General features: G+C 62.0%; 21 protein-coding genes. 8 read left to right on the forward strand and 13 right to left on the reverse strand.

From position 1 onward, the window contains the following. Nucleotides 1-23: 23 nt before the first annotated feature. Nucleotides 24-794, reverse strand: coding sequence for an isocitrate lyase/PEP mutase family protein (locus AC1D2N_RS33695; protein ID WP_130728728.1), 771 nt, complete (start codon nucleotides 792-794; stop codon nucleotides 24-26). Beyond that, nucleotides 791-1,864: a bifunctional transcriptional activator/DNA repair enzyme AdaA gene (locus AC1D2N_RS33700; RefSeq protein WP_130715493.1), complete on the reverse strand. Its 1,074-nt coding sequence runs from the start codon at nucleotides 1,862-1,864 to the stop codon at nucleotides 791-793. Before AC1D2N_RS33700 ends, AC1D2N_RS33695 begins: the two co-directional genes overlap by 4 nt. Before the next feature lie 101 nt (nucleotides 1,865-1,965). Here AC1D2N_RS33700 and AC1D2N_RS33705 point away from each other — a divergent pair, with 101 nt between their 5' ends. Then, a complete protein-coding gene (locus AC1D2N_RS33705; protein ID WP_130728727.1) occupies nucleotides 1,966-2,691 on the forward strand; it encodes a pyrimidine 5'-nucleotidase in 726 nt (241 codons plus the stop codon). A gap of 173 nt (nucleotides 2,692-2,864) precedes the next feature. Then, nucleotides 2,865-3,491, forward strand: a complete 627-nt coding sequence (locus tag AC1D2N_RS33710) for a CREC-EF hand family protein (RefSeq protein WP_130728726.1) — start codon at nucleotides 2,865-2,867, stop codon at nucleotides 3,489-3,491. Between the two features lie 245 nt (nucleotides 3,492-3,736). Here the strand turns inward: AC1D2N_RS33710 and AC1D2N_RS33715 are convergent, their stop codons facing one another. Further along, nucleotides 3,737-4,603 (reverse strand): LOG family protein, encoded by an 867-nt coding sequence (locus AC1D2N_RS33715; RefSeq protein WP_026188594.1) that lies wholly within the window; start codon nucleotides 4,601-4,603, stop codon nucleotides 3,737-3,739. A gap of 193 nt (nucleotides 4,604-4,796) precedes the next feature. Here AC1D2N_RS33715 and dapD point away from each other — a divergent pair, with 193 nt between their 5' ends. From dapD to AC1D2N_RS33730, 3 genes are all read left to right on the forward strand, one after another. After that, on the forward strand, nucleotides 4,797-5,657 hold the full coding sequence (gene dapD / locus AC1D2N_RS33720; RefSeq protein WP_018447755.1) for a 2,3,4,5-tetrahydropyridine-2,6-dicarboxylate N-succinyltransferase: 861 nt from the start codon (nucleotides 4,797-4,799) through the stop codon (nucleotides 5,655-5,657). A 101-nt stretch (nucleotides 5,658-5,758) separates the two neighbouring features. Then, on the forward strand, nucleotides 5,759-6,952 hold the full coding sequence (dapE, locus tag AC1D2N_RS33725) for a succinyl-diaminopimelate desuccinylase (protein WP_128408558.1): 1,194 nt from the start codon (nucleotides 5,759-5,761) through the stop codon (nucleotides 6,950-6,952). After that, the gene (locus tag AC1D2N_RS33730) at nucleotides 6,939-7,535 is read left to right on the forward strand and encodes a hypothetical protein (RefSeq protein ID WP_065276765.1); all 597 of its coding nucleotides are present in this window, start codon (nucleotides 6,939-6,941) and stop codon (nucleotides 7,533-7,535) included. The genes dapE and AC1D2N_RS33730 overlap by 14 nt, the downstream gene beginning before the upstream one ends. A 25-nt stretch (nucleotides 7,536-7,560) precedes the next feature. On the opposite strand, the gene truA is transcribed toward AC1D2N_RS33730, so the two are convergent. From truA to AC1D2N_RS33760, 6 genes are all read right to left on the reverse strand, one after another. After that, entirely contained in the window at nucleotides 7,561-8,361 is an 801-nt protein-coding gene (gene truA, locus AC1D2N_RS33735) for a tRNA pseudouridine(38-40) synthase TruA (protein WP_018447758.1), read from the reverse strand. After that, nucleotides 8,361-9,296 carry a methionyl-tRNA formyltransferase gene (gene fmt, locus AC1D2N_RS33740; protein WP_130728725.1) on the reverse strand — a complete coding sequence of 312 codons (936 nt, stop codon included), beginning with the start codon at nucleotides 9,294-9,296 and terminating at the stop codon, nucleotides 8,361-8,363. The genes truA and fmt overlap by 1 nt, the downstream gene beginning before the upstream one ends. 20 nt (nucleotides 9,297-9,316) lie before the next feature. Then, nucleotides 9,317-9,736 (reverse strand): type II toxin-antitoxin system VapC family toxin, encoded by a 420-nt coding sequence (locus AC1D2N_RS33745; RefSeq protein ID WP_065276762.1) that lies wholly within the window; start codon nucleotides 9,734-9,736, stop codon nucleotides 9,317-9,319. Continuing rightward, the gene (locus AC1D2N_RS33750) at nucleotides 9,733-9,993 is read right to left on the reverse strand and encodes a FitA-like ribbon-helix-helix domain-containing protein (RefSeq protein WP_018447761.1); all 261 of its coding nucleotides are present in this window, start codon (nucleotides 9,991-9,993) and stop codon (nucleotides 9,733-9,735) included. Before AC1D2N_RS33750 ends, AC1D2N_RS33745 begins: the two co-directional genes overlap by 4 nt. Before the next feature lie 64 nt (nucleotides 9,994-10,057). Next, nucleotides 10,058-10,573, reverse strand: a complete 516-nt coding sequence (gene def / locus AC1D2N_RS33755) for a peptide deformylase (protein ID WP_026230889.1) — start codon at nucleotides 10,571-10,573, stop codon at nucleotides 10,058-10,060. Between the two features lie 97 nt (nucleotides 10,574-10,670). Continuing rightward, a complete protein-coding gene (locus AC1D2N_RS33760) occupies nucleotides 10,671-12,167 on the reverse strand; it encodes a globin-coupled sensor protein (protein ID WP_130651602.1) in 1,497 nt (498 codons plus the stop codon). A gap of 206 nt (nucleotides 12,168-12,373) precedes the next feature. Between AC1D2N_RS33760 and AC1D2N_RS33765 the strand changes: the two genes are divergently transcribed. The 3 genes from AC1D2N_RS33765 (at nucleotide 12,374) to AC1D2N_RS33775 (ending at nucleotide 17,162) form a co-directional block, all read left to right on the forward strand. Continuing rightward, the gene (locus tag AC1D2N_RS33765; protein ID WP_130651601.1) at nucleotides 12,374-13,600 is read left to right on the forward strand and encodes a DNA recombination protein RmuC; all 1,227 of its coding nucleotides are present in this window, start codon (nucleotides 12,374-12,376) and stop codon (nucleotides 13,598-13,600) included. 80 nt (nucleotides 13,601-13,680) lie between these two features. Continuing rightward, nucleotides 13,681-14,580 (forward strand): ribokinase, encoded by a 900-nt coding sequence (locus AC1D2N_RS33770; protein WP_130651600.1) that lies wholly within the window; start codon nucleotides 13,681-13,683, stop codon nucleotides 14,578-14,580. Nucleotides 14,581-14,822: 242 nt separating this feature from the next. After that, nucleotides 14,823-17,162 carry a methyl-accepting chemotaxis protein gene (locus tag AC1D2N_RS33775; protein ID WP_130651599.1) on the forward strand — a complete coding sequence of 780 codons (2,340 nt, stop codon included), beginning with the start codon at nucleotides 14,823-14,825 and terminating at the stop codon, nucleotides 17,160-17,162. 88 nt (nucleotides 17,163-17,250) lie between these two features. Here the strand turns inward: AC1D2N_RS33775 and ptsN are convergent, their stop codons facing one another. The 4 genes from ptsN to AC1D2N_RS33795 all read right to left on the reverse strand — a co-directional run. Further along, complete coding sequence (ptsN, locus tag AC1D2N_RS33780) at nucleotides 17,251-17,715, reverse strand: PTS IIA-like nitrogen regulatory protein PtsN (protein ID WP_018244527.1); 465 nt, start codon at nucleotides 17,713-17,715, stop codon at nucleotides 17,251-17,253. A gap of 73 nt (nucleotides 17,716-17,788) precedes the next feature. Further along, nucleotides 17,789-18,364: a ribosome hibernation-promoting factor, HPF/YfiA family gene (gene hpf, locus AC1D2N_RS33785; protein ID WP_017958734.1), complete on the reverse strand. Its 576-nt coding sequence runs from the start codon at nucleotides 18,362-18,364 to the stop codon at nucleotides 17,789-17,791. 292 nt (nucleotides 18,365-18,656) lie between these two features. Beyond that, entirely contained in the window at nucleotides 18,657-19,580 is a 924-nt protein-coding gene (locus tag AC1D2N_RS33790; protein WP_130651598.1) for a DMT family transporter, read from the reverse strand. Between the two features lie 129 nt (nucleotides 19,581-19,709). Beyond that, nucleotides 19,710-20,213 (reverse strand): RNA polymerase factor sigma-54 (locus AC1D2N_RS33795; protein ID WP_477982829.1); only part of this gene is annotated, 504 nt, incomplete at its 5' end.

The raw sequence follows: 20,213 nt of genomic DNA on the forward strand, positions 1-20,213 counted from the left end.
CTGCGGCCCTCGGGCATTCGACGTCAGAGCAGGCTATAAATCGCCGCCGCCTCCTGTTTCAACTTTTCCATCATCGACCGGTAGGGCCCCGGACCATAGCTGACGCGGCCGACACCGAGCTTGGCGAGCGTCTTCACGTCAGGGGCGCCTGTCCGCATCATGATGTTGACCGGCAGCGGCGATGCGGCGCAGATCTTCTCGATCAAGGCGGGATCGATCAGACCGGGAACGAAGAAGCCGCTGCCGCCGGCGGCCGCATAGGCCTTGCCTCGCTCGATCGCCTCGTCCACCAGACCGGCATGTTTGGAAAGATCGCTCTCGGCCAGGAAGAGATCGGTGCGGGCATTGATGAAGAAGGCAATGCCCTTGCCTTCCGCCATGGCGCGAATGGCCCGGATGCGGGCCGCCTGCCTCTCGGCCGGATAGAGCCCGCCACCGCCGACCACCTGATCCTCGAAATTGATGCCGACGGCGCCGACCTCCACCAGCTTGGCGACGTTGGCGGCGGCCCCCTCAGGCTCGGCCGAATAGGCGCCTTCGAAATCGACCGAAAGCGGCAGATCGACGACAGCGGTGATGGATCTTGCCGTCTCGACCAGCACAGACATCGGCAGCTTTTCGCCGTCGGCATAACCATGGGCTGCGGCAACCGACCAGCTTCCTGTGGCAAGCGCCTTGGCGCCGGCATCGGCAACCGCCTTCGCCGTCCCGGCATCCCAGATATTGTAGAGAACAACCGGGGCGCCCTTGCGGTGCAATGCGCCGAATGCCTTGGCCTTTTCGTTCTGGTTCATGCTGTCTCCTCCATCTTTGCTTGCGTGCTGATCTTCTGTTCATGCCGCAGTAGCCATTGCTTGCGCCAGAGCCCGCCGCCATAGCCTGTCAACGAACCATCGGCGCCGAGGATGCGATGGCAGGGCACGATGATGGCAAGCTGGTTGGCCCCGTTGGCGCGGCCGACGGCACGCACCACTTCAGGCCTTTCCATCTCCCTTGCAAGATCGCCATAGGCGCGCGTCTGGCCGGCAGGGATATCGATGAGCTTTGCCCAGACATGTTTTTCGAAGGGCGTGCCGCCGAGTGCCAATGGCGTCCTGAAGACAGTCAGCCGCCCTTCGAAATAATCCCGGATTTCTGCCTCGATCTGGTCGATCGCCGGCGTGCGGCCAATCGCAACCGAGGAGCGGACACGCTTCTGCAGCGCCTCAAGCTCGGTCGGCAGTGCCTTGCGATCGTGGAATTCGAGAAGGTGGAGATGCGTCTGGTCGGCAACGGCCACCATCGGTCCGAGCGGCGTCTCGAACCAGTCGGCAAAGAGAAGTTCACGGTTCTGCGAGAGCGCCGGCGCCTTGCCGACGAGCCGCTGAAAAGCCGTCCGGAAACCACTTGGAGATTCATATCCCGCCTCAAGCTGCGCATCGATGACGCGCGCGCCATCGGCCAGTTGCCGGGCCGCTTCACCCAGCCGGCGATAACGGACGATATCGTGAAAGGTCATGCCGAGCGCCCGCTTGAAGGCGCGACGCACGGTCGAGGGATCGTGGCCCCGGCGCACAAGTTCATCCTCGGTCCAGTGCAGCTGCGGCTCGCGGTCCAGTGCGGCAAGCAGCTCGTCGACGATTGGTTCCCTGCCCGGCTGCTCTAGCGGCCTGCAGCGCTGGCACGGGCGGAAGCCGGAATGCATGCAGGCGGCGATCGTGTCGAAAAAGATCGTATTTTCCCGCTTCGGCTTGCGCGCCGGGCAGGTCAGACGACAGAAGATGCCTGTCGTCTTCACGCAGACATAGGCCTGACCCTCATAATCGGCGCTGCGCGCGATCAGGGCATCATAGAGCGTATCATCGTCGGGGCGTTCGAAAAGCATGACGCTTTCTAGCATTCCGTACCTGCGCCGTCCGCCGAAAATCGGGCGTCTATTCTTTCTTGTCGATTTCCTTGCGGCAGCAGCCGTGCCATAAGACCGCCATGACCAAGATCGACCGCACGCCTGATAAAACCGATTTCGAGCACGTCACAGACTGGGTCTTCGACCTCGACAACACGCTCTATCCGCATCATGTCAATCTCTTCGCGCAGATCGACAAGAACATGACCGCCTATGTCGCGGCACTTTTGCAGATGGAGCGGGAAGAGGCGCGCAAGCTGCAGAAGCAATATTACCTCGACCACGGCACGACGCTGCAGGGCTTGATGATCCATCACGGCATCGACCCGAACGACTTCCTCGAAAAGGCACATGCGATCGACTACACGGCGCTGACGCCGCAGCCGGAACTCGGCGAGGCGATCAAGGCGCTGCCGGGGCGCAAGTTCATCTTCACCAATGGCAGCGTCAAGCATGCCGAAATGACGGCAGAGGCGCTCGGCATTCTCGATCATTTCGACGACATCTTCGATATCGTGGCTGCCGACTACGTGCCGAAGCCGGCGCAGGCGACCTACGACAAGTTCACAGCGCTGAAGCGGGTCGAAACCACCAAGGCCGCCATGTTCGAGGATCTACCGCGCAACCTGACGGTGCCGAAGGCGCTCGGCATGCAGACCGTGCTGCTCGTGCCGCGCAATCTGGAAGAGACGGTCGTTGAATGGTGGGAAAAGACCAGCGGCGAGGAGGATCATATCGATTTCGTCACCGACGATCTCGCCGCTTTTCTCCGCAAGATTATCGGCCTCGGCAAGGTTACCGGCTGACGGCTTTAGGTCTTTATTTGATGCATGTCGCTCTCCCAAAACCGCTGCACAGTTTTGAGCGACATGCATTAGATTACGAAGTTTTCACTCAGCTTACCGATGTTTAACTGGGTCTTCCGGGACTGCGGCCATATCTTCTTTCGTGAGGGGACACCTTACGAAAGGCAAACACGATGTACCGCAACAAGCTGATACTGGCAGCGCTTTCCTCCACCCTCATCTTCGGTGCAACCGCCGGGGCAGGCTTTGCCGCACCCGGCGACGGGCCGCGCCAGCACGCCGGCATGCACGGTCCGGGGGCTGCTGCCTTCCGCGAAATCACCTATGTCCGCATGCTCAAGCAATTCGACGCGAACAAGGACGGGAAGGTCTCCAAGGACGAGGCAACGGCCGGCATCGACAAGCTCTTCGCCGCGATCGACACCAACAAGGACGGTTCGCTGACACCGGGCGAAATCCGTGAGTACCGGCAAACGCAGATGCAGGCGATGAGAGATCAGCGCAAGCAGGAGGCCGGCGAAAACAAGGATGCGAATGCCGCAGCCGCGACGCCAGACAATAACGACCAGGGACGGCCGCCGCGCGATCGTCACGGTGGTCGTGACGGAGATCGCTGGATGCGCCATGGCGGCAACATCATGCGTGCCTCGATCATGATGCACCGGGTCGACACCGACCAGAACGGCCAGATTTCCAAACAGGAAGCCGAAGCCGCCTTCGACAAGCTGTTCACCCGGATGGACCGCAACAAGGACGGTGTCATCTCGATCGACGACATGCCGGAACGGCCGCTGCTCTAGAACAGGATTTTTAGGCCGGATCGGCCTAAAATCTCAATCCTGTTCTAAGTTAAAGAGTGAGAGCATGATGCCGAAAACCGCTCACACTTTTCGGCATCATGCACTATCTCGTTGTTTTCACGCAATTCCGGACGCAAAACCGCTACGCACTTTTGCTGGAATTGCTCTAAGGCCGGACGGCGACATGCCCTTGCCTTTCCCCGCCTCGACGGGGAGAGGCTCTGCAGCTTACCCCTCCGAAGCGCCTATTCGCGGTGTTCGTAGAAATTCTGGACGATCTTCCATGCCTCTTCGGCCGTATCGACGAAGCTGATCAGCTTGACGTCGTCGGGCGCAATCGTCCCGAATTCCGCCAATGCGTCGAAATTGATGATGCTCCGCCAGAACGCCTCCCCGAAAAGGATCAGCGGCAGGCGCTCCATGCGGCCGGTCTGGATCAGCGTCAGGCATTCGAAGAATTCGTCGAGCGTGCCGAAGCCGCCGGGAAAGACGGCGATCGCCTTGGCGCGCACCATGAAATGCATCTTGCGGATGGCAAAATAGTGGAAGTTGAAGCTGAGTTCCGGCGTCACATAGGCGTTCGGCGCCTGCTCATGCGGCAGTACGATGTTGAGGCCGATCGAAGGGGCGCCCTCGTCGGCCGCGCCGCGATTGCCGGCCTCCATCACGCCAGGGCCGCCGCCGGTGACGATGACATATTCGTGGAAATTGAAGGTGGCAGAATATTTCGAGCAGAGCCGGGCGAATTTGCGCGCCTCCTCATAATAGACGGAAGCCGCCTCCAGGTTGACGCGCTGGATATCGTTGCGGGCCGCCCAGGCGCTCTGGCCGGGGGCGGGAATGCGGGCGCCGCCGAACATGACGACGGTCGACCTGATGCCGCGTTCGGTCAGCATCATCTCCGGCTTCATCAGTTCCAGCTGCAGGCGGATCGGCCGCAGCTCCTCGCGGCAGAGGAAATCCTCGTCGACATAGGCAAGGCGGTAGGCAGGCGACATCGTCTGCGGCGTCTTCGGCACGGCTTCGGCGCGCTGCCTGTCGGTTGAGCTGCTCTTCAGCGGGTCCCATACGCCATCCTTGCGCCGCGAACCGCCGTTTCGTCCCTTCGCCATGTCGAAATGCCTTTCAGTATTGCCGGCTACGAAGCCGGATATGTCGCTATAACGCCTTGAATCCAGGTATGATCTTGTCGGAAAAATCATTCCGTTCTACGGCTTCATGCTGTAGAGCAGGGTAAACCCCGCCAACCGCAATTCCGGAGACCCCGCCGTCTCCACGATAAAGATCGAAGTTTAAGGAATTCTCATGAGCGCCACCGACCTCGCATCCCTCGAAAAGATCATCGAAGCCGCCTTCGACAATCGCGACAATGTGAACACGTCGACGAAGGGCGAGGTTCGCGATGCAGTCGAATCAGCACTCGATCTGCTCGATGCCGGCCAGGCCCGCGTTGCCGAACGCTCCGCCGACGGTGCCTGGACGGTCAATCAATGGCTGAAGAAGGCCGTGCTGCTGTCCTTCCGCCTCAACGACATGGATGTGGTGAAGGGCGGCTCGGGCAACTCGACCTGGTGGGACAAGGTTCCTTCGAAATTCGAGGGCTGGGGCGAGAACCACTTCCGCGCCGCCGGATTCCGCGCCGTGCCGAACTGCGTCGTGCGCCGCTCGGCCTATATCGCCCCGAACGCGATCCTGATGCCCTCCTTCGTCAATCTCGGCGCCTATGTCGGCGAAGGCACGATGGTCGATACCTGGGCCACGGTCGGCTCCTGCGCGCAGATCGGCAAGCATGTGCATCTCTCCGGCGGCGTCGGCATCGGCGGCGTGCTGGAACCGATGCAGGCCGGCCCGACGATCATCGAGGACAATTGCTTCATCGGCGCCCGTTCCGAGGTGGTCGAAGGCTGCATCATCCGCGAAGGCTCGGTGCTCGGCATGGGCGTCTATATCGGCAAGTCGACCAAGATCGTCGACCGCGCCACCGGCGAGGTGACCTACGGCGAAGTGCCGCCCTATTCCGTCGTCGTCGCCGGCTCGATGCCGTCGGGCAATGCGACGATGGGCAACGGCCAGCCGGCGCCGCATCTCTACTGCGCCGTCATCGTCAAGCGCGTCGATGAGAAGACCCGCTCGAAGACCGGCATCAACGAGCTGCTCAGAGATTGATGACACCGGGACGTTGATCCGGTAAACAGACGGCGTCTTTTTACGCGAGGCGGCCCCGCCTTGCCATGTCTTTGCCATTCCCGCCGGATAGTTCGACCGCCATGACCGCTACCGACCCCGTCGCCAATCTCCAGACACTGATTCGCTGCCCGTCCGTGACGCCAGCCGAAGGTGGCGCACTGTCGGCGCTGGAGGCGATGCTTGCGCCGCTCGGCTTTACGGTCGACAGGGTGAAGGCGAGCGAGGCGGGAACGCCCGACATCGAAAACCTCTATGCCCGCCTCGGCAAGGATGGCCCGCATCTGATGTTTGCTGGCCATACCGATGTCGTGCCGGTCGGCGACGAAGCCGCCTGGACGCATCCGCCGTTTGCCGCCGAGATTTCCAAGGGCGAGCTTTTCGGCCGCGGCGCCGTCGACATGAAGGGCGGTATTGCCTGTTTCGTCGCCGCCGTCGCCCGGCATATCGAGAAAAACGGGCCGCCCAAGGGCTCGATCTCCTTCCTGATCACCGGCGACGAGGAAGGGCCGGCGATCAACGGCACGATCAAGCTGCTGCAATGGGCGGCCGAACGCGGCGAAAGCTGGGATGCCTGCCTCGTCGGCGAGCCGACCAATCCGGACAGGCTCGGCGACATGATCAAGATCGGCCGGCGTGGCTCGCTGTCGGGTAAAATCACTGTTCATGGCGTCCAGGGTCATGCCGCCTATCCGCATCTTGCCGACAATCCGGTGCGCGGCATGCTGCAGCTCGCTCACGCGCTGATGAACCCGCCGTTTGACGGCGGCACCGACGATTTCCAGCCGTCGAATCTCGAAGTGACCACGGTCGATGTCGGCAATCCGGCGACCAACGTCATTCCGGCCAAGGCATCGGCAAGCTTCAACATCCGCTTCAACGACAGCTGGACCGTTGAAACGCTGCGTGCCGAAATCCTGCGCCGTCTGGACGTTGCTGCCCGGGACGGCGCGTTGCGGCCGGACCGCAAGCCGGTGGCCTACGATATCGTCTGGGCCGATCGGCCGAGCCATGTCTTCCTGACGCGCAACAATGCGCTGATCGCCTCGCTGTCTTCAGCCGTCGAAAGCGTTTCCGGCCAGTCGCCGCGACTTTCGACCACCGGCGGCACATCGGATGCGCGCTTCATCAAGGATTATTGCCCGGTCGTCGAGTTCGGCCTCGTCGGCCAGACGATGCACATGGTCGACGAGCGCGTCGCCGTCGCCGATCTGGAGACGCTGACGGCGATCTACCAAACCTTCATCGCCCGCTGGTTCGCCAATGCCGGGCTTTAGGGAGGTTCAATATTACCTGGCCGGCCTCTGGCTGCTGATCCGGCTGGATCCGCGCGGCTTCCGCTACCTCGATATGTCCGAGCGCGGCGTCAATCGTTCGTTCTGGGCGATGCTCTGGTGCCTGCCACCGATGGGTATTTCCTGGCTCTGGTGGCGACAGGCCTTTCTGCGGTCGATGCCGCCCGAAGCCGATGTCAACTTTGCCTTCTATATCAGGCTCGGCCTCGTCGAGGTCGCCAACTGGTTCGTGCCGCTGGTCTTTGCCGGGCTGCTGCTGCTTGCCGTCCGCATGGGCGAGCGTTTCGCCCCGGTCGTCGTCAGCGTCAACTGGCTCGGCGTGCCGCTCTCCTATATCAACGGGCTGCTGCTGGCGCTGGTGTTCTTCCTGCCCGGCTCCGTCGGCCTCGTCTCGCTGCTGCTGCTCGCCTTCATGCTGGCGCAGGTCTTCGTGCTGGCGCGCATCCTCCGGATGATCTGCCACGGTCACACGCTGATGGTCGGAGCGCTGACGCTGGTGCTGCTCGTGCCATCGATGATCCTTTCGGAATATCTGCAGCACTTCCTCGGCATCTATCCCGCCTGATCAGGCTCCTGCTGGAGCGGTATTTTCATGACAGATCATCATCAGTATCGGTGACCGGCCTTCGGCGATCGACGATCACCTCGGGATAATCCACCTGCATGAAATAGAGTCCGTCCGGCGGCGCCACCGGGCCGCAGGCCTTGCGGTCGCGCGCCTCAAGCGCTGCCTCGACATCATCAGGCGTCCATTTGCCTTCGCCGGCGAGCTTCAGCGTGCCGGCGAACGAACGGATCTGGTTGTGGAGAAAACTCTGCGCCGTGGCGCGGATCTCGATCAGTTCGCCATTGCGCGTCACATCCAGCCGGTCGAGCGTGCGCACCGGGCTGTTTGCCTGGCAATGGGCGGCGCGGAAGGTGGAGAAATCGTGCCTGCCGACCAGCCTCTGGGCGGCAGCGTGCATGACCTCGTGATCGAGCACCTTCGGCACCCACCAGGCCTTGCCGGCTTCAAGCGCCAGCGGCGCCCGGCGACTGACGATGCGATAGAGGTAATGGCGCCGCAGCGCCGAAAAGCGCGCATCGAAGAAATCGGCAACCGCCTCAACGTCGAGTATGGAGACGCGCTCGCCGGCGAGCCTCAGATGCGCGTTCAACGCATTCTGCAGCTGGTAGGGCGACCACGCCTTCGAAAGATCGGCATGGATCACCTGCCCCATGGCATGGACGCCGGAATCAGTGCGTCCGGCGCCGCGGATCGACACCGTCTCGCCGGTCAGCGACAGCACCGCGGCCTCGATCGCGCCCTGCACCGAGGGGCCGTTCTCCTGCCGCTGCCAGCCGACATAGGGGCCGCCGTCATATTCGACGGTCATGCGGAAACGCGGCATCAGGTAATCCTCGTGCCCGCCGCAAGCGGCGTGCCCCTGAGGAAATCGGCGGCCGCCAGCGGTTTGCCGCCGGCCTTCTGCAACCTGGTCAGCCGCACCGCGCCCGAGGCGCAGGCGACCACGAGATCATCCGTCAGCAATTGCCCGTCAGCACCCTGCCCCTCAGCCAGTTCGGAAGCCAGCACCTTCACCCGCTCCGGCTTGCCGCCGATTTCGAGCTCGAACCAGGCCCCCGGAAACGGCGCCAGGCCGCGGATGTGATTGTGCACGTCCCTGGCATCCCTGGAAAAATCGATGCGCGTCTCGGCCTTGTCGATCTTGGCGGCATAAAGCACGCCGTCTTCCGGCTGCGGCGTCAGCGGAAGGTCGTTCATCTCGAGTTTCACCATGGCTTCCGCCATCGCCTTGGCGCCCACGAGCATCAGCCGGTCGTGCAGCTCGCCAGCCGTCATGTTCGGGCCGATCTCAACCTCGCGGGTCAGCGCGACGGCGCCGGTATCCAGACCCTTGTCCATCTTCATCACCATCATGCCGGTTTTTGCGTCGCCGGCCATGATCGCCCGCTGGATCGGAGCAGCACCGCGCCAGCGCGGCAGCAGCGAGGCATGGCCGTTGTAGCAGCCATCCCTTGTGCCGTTCAAAATCGCTTCCGGCAGCAACAGTCCGTAGGCAACGACGACGCCGGCGTCGGCATTGAAAGCGCGAAACCTCTCGCGCTCCTCGGGGTCCTTGAAATTGACCGGGGTGAAGACCGGCAGGCCGAGCAGCTCGGCCGCCTGATGCACCGGCGATTTCTGCAGATCGAGGCCGCGCCGCCCACCCGGCCGTGGCGGCTGCGTATAGACCGCAACGATCCTGTGCCCGGCATCGACGAGTAGGCGCAGGGTCGGGACCGAGAACTCCGGCGTTCCCATGAAGATGATGCGAAGAGACATTTTATCTCGCCAATTGAGGATCAGCCGTCTTCAAACGGGTTTACGAGCTTGAGATCAAGCCCCTCGAAATCTCTGCTGTTGCGGGTCGCAAGCGTCGCGCCGTTGGCAAGGCAGATGGCGGCAATCATAGCATCCTTCGTTTCCATCGGCCGTCCCGCCTTTCTGCGCTCCGCAGCCAACAGGCCGTAGCGATGCGCCGCACTCAGGGAAAAACCGAGGATACGGCCCGAAAATTCCGACTCGATCCGATTGAAGTCGGACACCAGCGCAGTCTTTCGCCTGCCATCATCAAGGAGTTCAAGACCGTAACGCATTTCGGCGACTGCAATCGTCGTCAGAAAAAGCGTCTCGACGTCGTAGGCGTCCAGCCAGCTCAGTATCCGCTCGCTGTGGGTCCTCCCCTGCATTTCGGAAATCACATTCGTATCGAGGACGATCATGTGTCGAAGCGCGGCGGTTCGCGGTCGCGTTCGTGGCGAGATGCGGCGATGGCCTCCACTTCATCTTCGCTCAATCTTTCGTCACTCATCAGAGAGCGCAGGCGCTGCCCRGCGGAAGCTCCTGAGCGCTCCACGGCAATCTGCCGGCGCATGATTTCGATCGCCTCTTCCGAAAGGCTGCGGCCGTTGCGCTGCGCGCTTTCCTGAAGCTGCAGCTTCATTGCATCCGGAACATCTCGAATAAGCAGGTCGCCCATTCGGCACCTCCACTATGATATCACTGATATCATAGTGCCTCGCCGGTGAATTTTCAACGCAGCATCACAGCGCCTTTGACTTTGCCGCCTTGGTGAATTTCTTGATGACCATCTCCCGCTTCAGCCGCGAGATATAATCGATGAAGAGCACGCCGTTCAGGTGGTCGATCTCGTGCTGCAGGCAGGTGGCGAGCAGTCCGTCGGCTTCCACGGTCTGTTCCTTGCCGTTCAGGTCGAGATATTTGACCGAAACGACAGCCGGGCGCTCGACCTCGGCATAATAATCCGGAATCGAAAGACAGCCTTCCTCATAGACGGAGCGCTCGTCGGAGGATTTGACGATCTCCGGATTGATGAACACCTGCGGCTGCTTTTCCTCGCCCTCGCGCGAGATGTCGATGACGAGCATGCGGCGCGGCACGCCGATCTGGATGGCGGCAAGGCCGATGCCCGGCGCGTCGTACATGGTTTCGAGCATATCGTCGGCAAGACGCTGCAGGTCGGAGTCCACCCGCTCGATCGGCTTGGACAGCTGGCGGAGAACGGGATCAGGAAGAATGATGAGTGGCTTGATGGTCATGGCGTTCCCATAACCCATCTTTTCCGACTATGGAATTATCCGGCAGGCGGGGAATACGCTTTTTTGCATCCCCGCCTGGAATTTCGCCATATTCGCCTCAGGCCGCCCGGCGGGCAGCACTGGCGGAATGGCCTTCCGGCCGGGCGCGGAAGCGCCGCAGCAGCTCGATCAGGGTCTCCACCTCGTCCTTGAGGCGGCGGGTTTCCGCCGAAGACTGCTCGACCATGTCCGAATTCTGCTGGGTGATCGCACCCATGTTGCGGACGGCGACGCTGACCTCGTTGACGCCGGTCGCCTGATCGCGGGCGGCGGCGGCGATATCGGCGACGAAACGGTTGATGATGTCGATGCGGCTGATCATGTCGTTCAGCGCTTCGCCGGTGCTGGAGACGATGCCGACGCCCTGATTGACCTGGGTCGAGCTCTGCGAGATCAGGTTCTTGATCTCCTTCGCCGCTTCCGCGGTGCGCTGGGCGAGCTGGCGGACTTCCTGGGCGACGACGGCAAAACCCTTGCCGGCATCGCCGGCGCGCGCCGCCTCAACGCCAGCGTTCAGCGCCAGCAGATTGGTCTGGAACGCGATCTCATCGATGACGCCGATGATCTTGGAGATCCCGGTCGAGGATTTCTCGATGCCGGCCATCGCCGAGACGGCGCTGGTGACGAGTTCGCCCGAGTTCTTCGCCTTCTCTTGCGTCTCACGCACGGCGTCCGAAGCCTTCTCGGCATTGGCCGCCGTCTGACCGACGCTGACGGACAGCTGCTGCAGGGCGGCCGAACTCTCCTCGACGCCTGCCGCTTGCTGGGCAGTGCGCAGCGCCAGATCGTTGGTTGCATTGGAAATGACGTCGGCGCCGCTCATGATATGGCCAGAAGTCTCGCGCACGGAGGCGAAGGACTGGCGAAGGGCGCTGACGGCGCGGTTGTAGTCCTCGGCCATCTGCCGGAAATTGCCCGGCAGGTCGGACGGCAGGGTGGCTTCGAGATCGCCCTTCGACAGCGCTTCCAGACCGCGGCGCAGCTGCTCCAACGCGATCGCCTGATCGGATTCGGCCTGGGCACGCTCTTCTTCCAAGGCGCGGCGCTTGGCTTCAAGCGTCTCGAGATAGACCGAGATGGAATAGTCCATGTCGAGCATACCGGCCTTGATGACGGCCGACAGCTTCTCGGCCAATGCCTTGCCCTCTCGGCGCGCAAAGATCGACGGCCACTGCTTCTCCATGATGCCCTTGACGAGCTCGGACATGACGATGGCATAACCGCCAATATACCAGCGCGGCTCCAGCCCGATGCGGGCGTGCGTCCGGCCGACCGCGGTCACGCCGTTGACATAGCTCTCGTCGAACGCGCCGCCGGCCAGATTGGCCCAATGATCCTGCTGGCGCTTCTTGGCATGGTCGACATGGCTCTTATCGGCGAAGAAGCCTGAGACCGCGGGGGTCTTGGCGATCTTGGCGTAGAATTTATCGAGGGCACCGCCGATCAGCTCCGATATGACCGGACGCAAATCCCGCATCGACTTGCGCGCTGCCTCATCCAGTTCGATGAAATCGAGGCGCTGCCTGAGGGCGTTGTCGGTCTGCTGGGCGGTCATGGGGATCTCTGTACTTGGCGCGACGCGCGCGGGAAGGAATTTCTGCGCCGCAGGTTTTGGCCAATATGGTTGAGCAATCGTTAAATCGGACGGCGATTTCTACTCGCCGAGCGAGGAAGAGCGATAGCTTGCGAGGATATTGGGGGCCGCCCATTCCGTTCACGTTTTGATCTATATATTGCCGTTTCTTCTGTTATGCTCGCGGCATGACCATCCATTCCGAATCGCTCGCCCATTCCCTTGCCTCGATCAGCCCGGCCATGCTGGCGCTCATCGGCGGAGGTCTCGCCGCCCTCGCCCTGCTGGTGGTCGTGCTTCTCCTGCGCAGTGCCAGCCTTCGCCGCGAGCAGGCGGAGGAAGCGAGCTTTCGCGCTGAGGAAAACGAAGCGCGGATGGCAGAACTTTTGAAGATCCAGGCGGAGATGCAGGGCCGCATCGCTGTCATGACCGAGGTCTTCGGCGCGCGGCAGAGCGAACTCAACCAGACGATCAGCCAACGCCTCGACGGCATGTCGCAGCGCGTCAGCTCGACAATCACCGAGCAGACCAAATCGACGCATGAGAACCTGCAGCGGCTGCAGGAGCGGCTGGCGGTCATCGATGCCGCACAGAACAATATCCAGACGCTCGCCAAAGATGTCGTCGGGCTGCAGGCCATTCTGTCCAACAAGCAGACGCGCGGCGCCTTCGGCCAGTCCAGGATGGAAACGATCGTCGCCGACGGCCTGCCGATGGGCGCCTACGCCTTCCAGCAGACGCTGTCCAACGGTTCGCGGCCGGACTGCACGATCCGCATGCCGAACGGCGCGCCGCCGCTGGTGATCGACGCAAAATTTCCGCTCGAAGCCTGGAACGCGATCCGCGACGCCGGCAGCCCCGAGGCCGGCAAGATCGCCGGCCAGCAATTTCGCCGCGACATGGAGGTCCATATAAGGGACATTTCCGAGAAATATCTGATCCAGGGCGAAACCCAGGATACGGCCTTTCTCTTCGTGCCGTCCGAATCGATCTTCGCCGAGATCCACGAGCACTTCGAACCGGTGGTGCAGAAGGCGCACCGCGCGCGTATCGTCATCGTCTCGCCATCGCTGCTGATGCTGTCGATCCAGGTCATCCAGGCCGTGCTCAAGGATCAGCGCATGCGGGCGCAGGCGCATCTGATCCAGGGCGAGGTGGCGATCCTGATGGACGATCTCAGCCGCCTCGACGAGCGGGTGCGCAAGCTGCAGGGCCATTTCGCCATGGCGCAGAAGGATATCGACATGGTGGTCACGTCAGCCGACAAGCTCACCAGGCGCGGCGCCAAGATCGAAGCGCTGGAATTCGAGGCGGGTGGCGGCGATGCAAAACCCGCCCGCGACAGCGAAGCCGCGGCCAAATCGGTGGAAAGCCGCACCGGCCTTCTGAAGCTCCGGGTGGTTGACGAGGAGTGACCGCTTCGGGCAGTGTCTCGCCCGCATGAAACAGTTGGAGCATGATTTCATTTGCAGGCTCCAGAAGACGGGACACATTCATGATCACAGTTTTCGGGTCCATCAACATGGATCTCATCGCCACGACCGAGCGCCTGCCGAAGCCCGGCGAGACGGTGGCGGGTAACGGCTTTGCCACGGCCGCCGGCGGCAAGGGCGCCAACCAGGCGCTGGCAGCGCGGCGCGCCGGCCGCTACGTGCATATGGCCGGCGCCGTCGGCAAGGATGCTTTCGCTGCGGAGGCGCTGGCCCTGCTCGATGATGCAGGCACCGACCTTTCTCTGATCAAACATGTCGATGGTCCCACAGGCACGGCGCTGATCCTTGTCGGCGGCGATGGCGAAAACATGATTGCCGTCGTTCCCGGCGCCAATGGCCAGGTCACACCTGCCGATGCCGAGACGGCGATCGGCCGCATGAACGAAGGCGATATCCTGATGCTGCAGCTCGAAGTGCCGGCTGCTGCCGTCGAACGCGCGCTGTCGGCCGCCCGCGCCAAGGGCGTCACCAGCATCCTCAACCTCGCGCCGCTGATCCCCGATGCCCCGCGTCTCGGCCGGCTCGCCGATATCGTCATTGCCAACGAGACCGAATTCGAGCGGCTTGCCGGACAGGAAGGCATGGACGCCGCAGCGCGTGAGGCAGCCCTTGTGCGCCTACACGCGGAGACGGGCCAGACGCTGATCGTAACGCTCGGCGGCGATGGGGTCATCGCCATTCGCGACGGGGCGATTTCAAGGGCGCAAGGTCTCAAGATCGAACCTGTCGATACGGTCGGCGCCGGAGACACTTTCTGCGGTTATTTCGCCGCGAGCCTCGACGACGGCCTCGATTTTGTCTCGGCGCTGCGCCGCGCGGCGGTTGCCGGTTCGCTCGCCTGCCTCAAGGCCGGGGCGCAACCGTCGATCCCTTTGAGCGAGGAAGTCGCAGACAGGATATAGCCGCGTCTCTTTGCGAAGCCGCCGGCAAAACTCCCTGTAATTCAGGGCGTTCCGGCGATTTTCATGGCCCCGATCGATAGAGTTTCATTTAAATTTAAGAGATTTCCGGCGATGTTCCTCGTGGTCGCCGGCGCCTCCCGCCTTTCGGATTCCGGACTTCCAAGCGGCTGCCCCATGATGGGGCGCGCCTTTGCTCCTGTGCCGGAGAATGCCCGTTCGGCGCATCCTTGCCCGAGGACCCCATGTTCATTTTTCGCATGAAATCGCTTGCCGCGAAACTCATCGTCATCACCGGCATCGCCATCGCGCTTGTTCTCATCGTTTCGAACTTTTTCCTCATCGGCCAGACCCGGGATCGCGTCCAGACGCTGACGATGGATCAGGCCAACCTCGAGGCAAAGTCGATCGCCAATGAAATCGCCGCCAATGTCGGCGAACTTGCCAGTGCCGCGCGCACCATGTCAGGCGTCATCGGCCGTGGCCATGAAGGCAAGTCGCTCGATCGCAAGGGCATGATCAATGTGTTGAAGGCCAATCTCGAGCAGAATGCCTTCGCCTTCGGCAGCTGGTTCTGCGAGCAGCTCGGCGCGCTTGACGGCAAAACCACCGAGATCGCCAACAATAATGACGAAGGCACCAACAAGAACGGCGCCTTCACGCCCTACTGGTCGAAGACCAAGGACGGCGGCATTCAATATTCGACCTTCGACAATGATTATACCGCCGCATGGTGGAAGCTTGCCGCCGACAGCGGCAAGGGCGCGATCACCACGCCCTATATGGCCGAGGGAACAGATGTGCCGACGCTGCTGACCTCGATTGCCTATCCGGTCGTGTCTGGCGGCAAGATGATCGGCGTCGGCGGCGTCGACATTTCGCTGAAGTCGCTGACCGACAAGCTGCAGGCGCTGCATCCTTTCGGTTCGGGCCGAGTCACGCTGCTGTCGCAGGCCGGCAACTGGATCGTCGCGCCGATCCCCGACCTGATGACCAAGGAATATGACGGCGAGGGCGCCGACATCGTCAAGACGGCGCTGTCCAGCAAGCAGCCCGGTCTCGTCAGGAACCTCACCTATGACGGCCTCGATCCCTTCGATCGCGTTGTCTATCCATTCGCGGTTCCCGGCGTCAACGCCACCTGGGTCGTGCTCGTCGACGTGCCGCACACGGCGATTAACGCGCCGGTGCGAGACCAGACCTACATGATGATCATCAACGGGCTGATCGTGCTTGGTGCCGTCATGCTGGCGCTCTATTTCGCCGTCCGCTCTTTCGTGCAGCGGCCGCTCGGCGGGCTCGTCGCCAGCGTCAAGGCGCTGAGCGACGGCCAATATGGCGAACCGGTCGCTGCTCAAGATCGCAGCGACGAAGTCGGTTCGGTCGCCAAGGCGCTCGAAGGTTTCCGCTTCACGCTCGCCGACAGCCGCCGCCTCGAAGACGAAGCCGCCAGAGAGAGGCAGGCGGCCGAGACCGAGCGTAGCCGCTCGGAATCGGAACGCCAGGAATCGGTGTCGCTGCAGCGCCATATCGTCTCGATCGTCGGCGCCGGCCTTTCCGCGCTGTCGCAGGGCAATCTCGGTCACCGCATCACCGACGAATTCCCCGGTGAATACGGCAAGCTGAAACAGGATTTCAACGCAGCGCTCGCGAGCCTGGAAGAGACCATCAACACGATGAACCTCAGCGTCGCCAATATCGGCTCCGGCACCGGTGAAATCAGCAACAGTGCTTCCGACCTCGCCAAGCGCACCGAGCAGCAGGCAGCAAGCCTGGAAGAGACGGCGGCCGCGCTCAACGAGCTCACCGCGCAGGTCGATTCCAGCGCCGAGAATGCGCGCACGGCAGCCGAGAACGTCAACCTTGCCTGCCAGGATGCCGAAAAGTCCGGCGAAGTGGTGCAGAAGGCGATTGCCTCGATGCAAGGGATCGAACAATCTTCGACGGAGGTTTCGCGGATTATCGGCGTCATCGACGAGATCGCCTTCCAGACCAACCTGCTGGCCCTGAATGCCGGTGTCGAGGCGGCGCGTGCCGGGGAAGCCGGCAAGGGTTTTGCCGTCGTCGCCCAGGAGGTGCGCGAACTCGCACAGCGTTCGGCCAATGCCGCAAAGGAAATCAAGACGCTGATCAACACCTCGGCCGTCCAGGTCAAGGAAGGCGTCGATCTCGTCGGGCGCGCCGGCGGCACGCTGCACAAGATCGCCGAACAGGTGATGGGCATCAACGACCTCATCCGGCAGATCTCGGCATCGGCCAGCGAACAGGCTGTCGGCCTGAAGGAAATCAATCAGGCCATGAACCAGATGGACCAGGTGACGCAGCAGAATGCGGCCATGGTGGAGGAAGCGACCGCGGCGAGCGTCGCACTCAACGACGAGGCGCAGACGCTGAAGGCGCTCGCCACCCGCTTCAATGTCTCGGGTTCGAGGAACGCCGCAGCCCTTGCCTCCGTCGCGCAAAAGATGCGGGCGCCGGCGGCTGCGGCCCCTTCGCTTCGCGTGAGCGCCCCGGCGGTCCGTCGCTCCCTTGCCCCGTCGCCTGGATCCGCGGCCGTGGCGCAGGACAGCTGGGAAGAGTTCTGATCGTTCAGCGCATCATAATGCGAAAGGCGCCTGAGAGATCAGGCGCCTTTTTGCATTCGAGAATCGATGCGTTATCGCGCGACGTGCGTCAGGCAGCGTTCGACGTCTGCTCTTCGTTGAGGAAGGCATAGATCGCCTGGGAGGAATCGGTGGCGCGCAGCTTGGCGACCAGATCGTGATCGCGCAGCACGCGGGCGATCCGCGACAGAGCCTTGAGATGATCGGCGCCCGCCCCTTCCGGCGCAAGCAGCAGGAAGACGAGATCGACCGGCTGGTCGTCCAGCGCCTCAAAATCGACCGGCTGCTCCAGCCGGGCGAAGATGCCGACGATCGAATGGATGTTGACCAGCTTGCCGTGGGGAATGGCGATGCCGTTGCCGACGCCGGTCGAGCCAAGGCGCTCGCGCTGCAGGATGACGTCGAAGATCTCCCGTTCGGAGAGCCCGGTGATCCTGGCGGCTCTTGCGGCCAACTCCTGAAGCAGCTGTTTCTTGGAATTTACTCTGAGGGCGGGAATGATCGCATCCTGATGGAGCAAATCTGCCAATGCCATTTCTTTTTCCTTCTGTCGCCGGGATCAGATAATGCAAGGAGCGGCGGCAATACCGCCGCTCACCACCCTGATCTCAGCCTTTGATACTGGCTGAATCGATCCAGCCAATATTTCCGTCGTGCCGACGGTAAACGATGTTCAGATGTTCCTTGCCGGGGCTGCGGAACAGGAGAAGCGGCTCGTCGGTCATGTCGAGCGCCATCACGGCGGTGGCGACCGACATGGTCTTCAACTGCTTCGTGCTTTCAGCGACGATCGCGGGAGCGAAATCGTCGGCGATTTCATCATCGTGATCAGGAACGGAATCCATAACCGTGTAGGAGACCTCTGCAAAACCATTCAGATGGTTTCCGGCGTGATGGTCCTTCAGCTTGCGCTTGTAACGCCGCAGCCGTTTTTCGATCCGCTGGGAGGCGGCGTCGAAAGCCAACTGCGGGTCGGTCGCCTCGCCGGCCGCATGCAACACCACCCCGCTGTCCAGATGCAGCTTGCAATCCGCCGAGTAACGAGAACTCGCCTTTTCCACGGTCACCTGGCCGGAATATCCCCCGTCGAAGTATTTCGTGATGGCCATACCAATTTGGTCCTCGATCTTTTGACGGAAGGATTCACCAATTTCCATATGTTTCCCGGATACACGCACACTCATGGAGTTTCCCTTCTTATGGTCGTTTGCGGGTATCAGTTTACGCCAAGCATCAGGTTCATCCAAGCACTTCGCGCAATCTCAAGCAAGATCGGCTTAGGCCTGCGGGTCCTTGGTGCCCTGGGGATGATGGGGATAACTCCAGATGCCGTTCACGGCACCGATTGCGGCGCGCTTCTAGCCACAGGTTACCGAAAAGTCAATAGGGCGGCGAATCACCATCAGCGGCACTCGGACAACGTGTGTCGGGTACCTTGCTGGGTAACGCATGCCGCCAATCACCACCCTAACCACTTTACGCATTTCGCGCTTGAGTTGTATTCACCTTTGCGGGGATCGTCATTGCAGCGACGCCTGCTATGACGCAGACGAGTCCGATCCAGGCCGTCGAGCTCAGCCTCTCGCCGAGGAAGACGATGCCGATCGCAACACCGATCGGCACTCTGAGATAGGCTTGCGAGGTGGTTCCGACCGAGCCCAGCGTCTGGATGAGACGGAAATAGATCGCAAAGGCGAGCGCCGTCGAAAAAGCGGAGAGGGCAAGCAGCGCCAGCATCGATGCTGCCGAGGGATCGAGCTCCCATGGCCGATCGACGATGAGGCTCATGGGCAAGAGAATGACCGCGCCTGAGATCAGCGAGCCGGCCGCCGGCACTGCGGGATCGAGCCCCTTGAAGTTCTTGCTGAAAATCGCGGCACCTGCATAGCAGATGGTCGCCAGGATGATGGCGAGTTGCGCCATCAGGCTTTCGCCGAGACCGCCGAGCGCTTCGACGCCGATGACGAGGCAGATGCCGGCAAGCCCGGCCATAACGCCGAAAAGCCGTCGCAGCGTCACCTGCTCATGGCGGGTCATCAGCACGGTCAGCAGGAAGGTGAAGATCGGCGTTGCCGAATTCAGGATCACCGCCAATCCGGCATCGACGGACTGTTCGGCCCAGGCGATCAGTGTGAAGGGAACGACGCTGTTCAGACAGGCCTGAACGAAAAACCGCCGCCAGGTCGCACGATCGCGCGGCAGGCGGACACGCCGTTGGCGCAGCACGGCCAGCAGAATACCCCCGGCAATCAGCGTGCGGGCGGCGATCAACGTTATAGGTGGGATCGTCTCGACGCCGATCTTGATGAAGCTATAGGAGGAACCCCAAAGGGTCGCCAGCACCAGCAGCAGGAAAAGCTCCCTGGCGAGGTTCGGATTTCGCGGCGTCATCGTCGGCATTTCGATCTTCGTTCAAGAAAATTCAAAGGGTTGCAGCGCCGTTGCGCGTCTGAAAAGACGCAGGGCGCTGGAGAGGAATAACGGGATTTGCGGGCAGAATGCTTCGATCCAGGTCGAAGCATGACAGCGTCAGAAGCCGGCGACCTTGGCGAGCGCCCGCTTCTCGCGGCGGCGCTGGACCGAAGACGCGATGTTCATCGCCTCCCGGTATTTCGCAACCGTGCGGCGGGCGAGATCGACGCCGCCCTTCTTCAACATGTCGACAATATCGTCATCGGAAAGCACCGCTTCCGGGCTTTCCTGCAGGATCAGCGCACGGATCTTGTGACGCACGGCCTCAGCCGAATGGCTGTCGCCACCAGCGACGGCGCTGATCGAGACGGTGAAGAAATATTTGAGTTCAAAGAGGCCGCGCGGCGTCAGCATATATTTGTTCGAGGTGACGCGGCTGACGGTGGATTCATGCATCTTGATCGCCTCGGCCACCGTCTTCAGGTTCAGCGGGCGCAGATAGTCGACGCCGTGCAGCAGGAAGGCGTCCTGCTGGCGGACGATTTCGCTTGCCACCTTCATGATGGTTTTTGCCCGCTGATCAAGGCTGCGCGTCAGCCAGTTGGCGGTCTGCAGGCAATC

The organism is Rhizobium sp. P1_B8, assembly GCF_056406515.1.

What these genes read in the sequence shown, in the direction of transcription:
- AC1D2N_RS33705 (WP_130728727.1), top strand. Translation starts at nt 1,966, where the DNA reads ATGACCAAGATCGACCGCACGCCTGATAAAACCGATTTCGAGCACGTC.
- ptsN (WP_018244527.1), bottom strand. Translation starts at nt 17,715, where the DNA reads ATGGCATTGGCAGATTTGCTCCATCAGGATGCGATCATTCCCGCCCTC.
- AC1D2N_RS33695 (WP_130728728.1), bottom strand. Translation starts at nt 794, where the DNA reads ATGAACCAGAACGAAAAGGCCAAGGCATTCGGCGCATTGCACCGCAAG.
- AC1D2N_RS33770 (WP_130651600.1), top strand. Translation starts at nt 13,681, where the DNA reads ATGATCACAGTTTTCGGGTCCATCAACATGGATCTCATCGCCACGACC.
- AC1D2N_RS33730 (WP_065276765.1), top strand. Translation starts at nt 6,939, where the DNA reads ATGCCGGGCTTTAGGGAGGTTCAATATTACCTGGCCGGCCTCTGGCTG.
- dapD (WP_018447755.1), top strand. Translation starts at nt 4,797, where the DNA reads ATGAGCGCCACCGACCTCGCATCCCTCGAAAAGATCATCGAAGCCGCC.
- AC1D2N_RS33790 (WP_130651598.1), bottom strand. Translation starts at nt 19,580, where the DNA reads ATGCCGACGATGACGCCGCGAAATCCGAACCTCGCCAGGGAGCTTTTC.
- def (WP_026230889.1), bottom strand. Translation starts at nt 10,573, where the DNA reads ATGACCATCAAGCCACTCATCATTCTTCCTGATCCCGTTCTCCGCCAG.
- hpf (WP_017958734.1), bottom strand. Translation starts at nt 18,364, where the DNA reads ATGAGTGTGCGTGTATCCGGGAAACATATGGAAATTGGTGAATCCTTC.
- AC1D2N_RS33700 (WP_130715493.1), bottom strand. Translation starts at nt 1,864, where the DNA reads ATGCTTTTCGAACGCCCCGACGATGATACGCTCTATGATGCCCTGATC.
- AC1D2N_RS33760 (WP_130651602.1), bottom strand. Translation starts at nt 12,167, where the DNA reads ATGACCGCCCAGCAGACCGACAACGCCCTCAGGCAGCGCCTCGATTTC.
- AC1D2N_RS33765 (WP_130651601.1), top strand. Translation starts at nt 12,374, where the DNA reads ATGACCATCCATTCCGAATCGCTCGCCCATTCCCTTGCCTCGATCAGC.
- AC1D2N_RS33745 (WP_065276762.1), bottom strand. Translation starts at nt 9,736, where the DNA reads ATGATCGTCCTCGATACGAATGTGATTTCCGAAATGCAGGGGAGGACC.
- AC1D2N_RS33710 (WP_130728726.1), top strand. Translation starts at nt 2,865, where the DNA reads ATGTACCGCAACAAGCTGATACTGGCAGCGCTTTCCTCCACCCTCATC.
- dapE (WP_128408558.1), top strand. Translation starts at nt 5,759, where the DNA reads ATGACCGCTACCGACCCCGTCGCCAATCTCCAGACACTGATTCGCTGC.
- fmt (WP_130728725.1), bottom strand. Translation starts at nt 9,296, where the DNA reads ATGTCTCTTCGCATCATCTTCATGGGAACGCCGGAGTTCTCGGTCCCG.
- AC1D2N_RS33715 (WP_026188594.1), bottom strand. Translation starts at nt 4,603, where the DNA reads ATGGCGAAGGGACGAAACGGCGGTTCGCGGCGCAAGGATGGCGTATGG.
- AC1D2N_RS33775 (WP_130651599.1), top strand. Translation starts at nt 14,823, where the DNA reads ATGTTCATTTTTCGCATGAAATCGCTTGCCGCGAAACTCATCGTCATC.
- truA (WP_018447758.1), bottom strand. Translation starts at nt 8,361, where the DNA reads ATGCCGCGTTTCCGCATGACCGTCGAATATGACGGCGGCCCCTATGTC.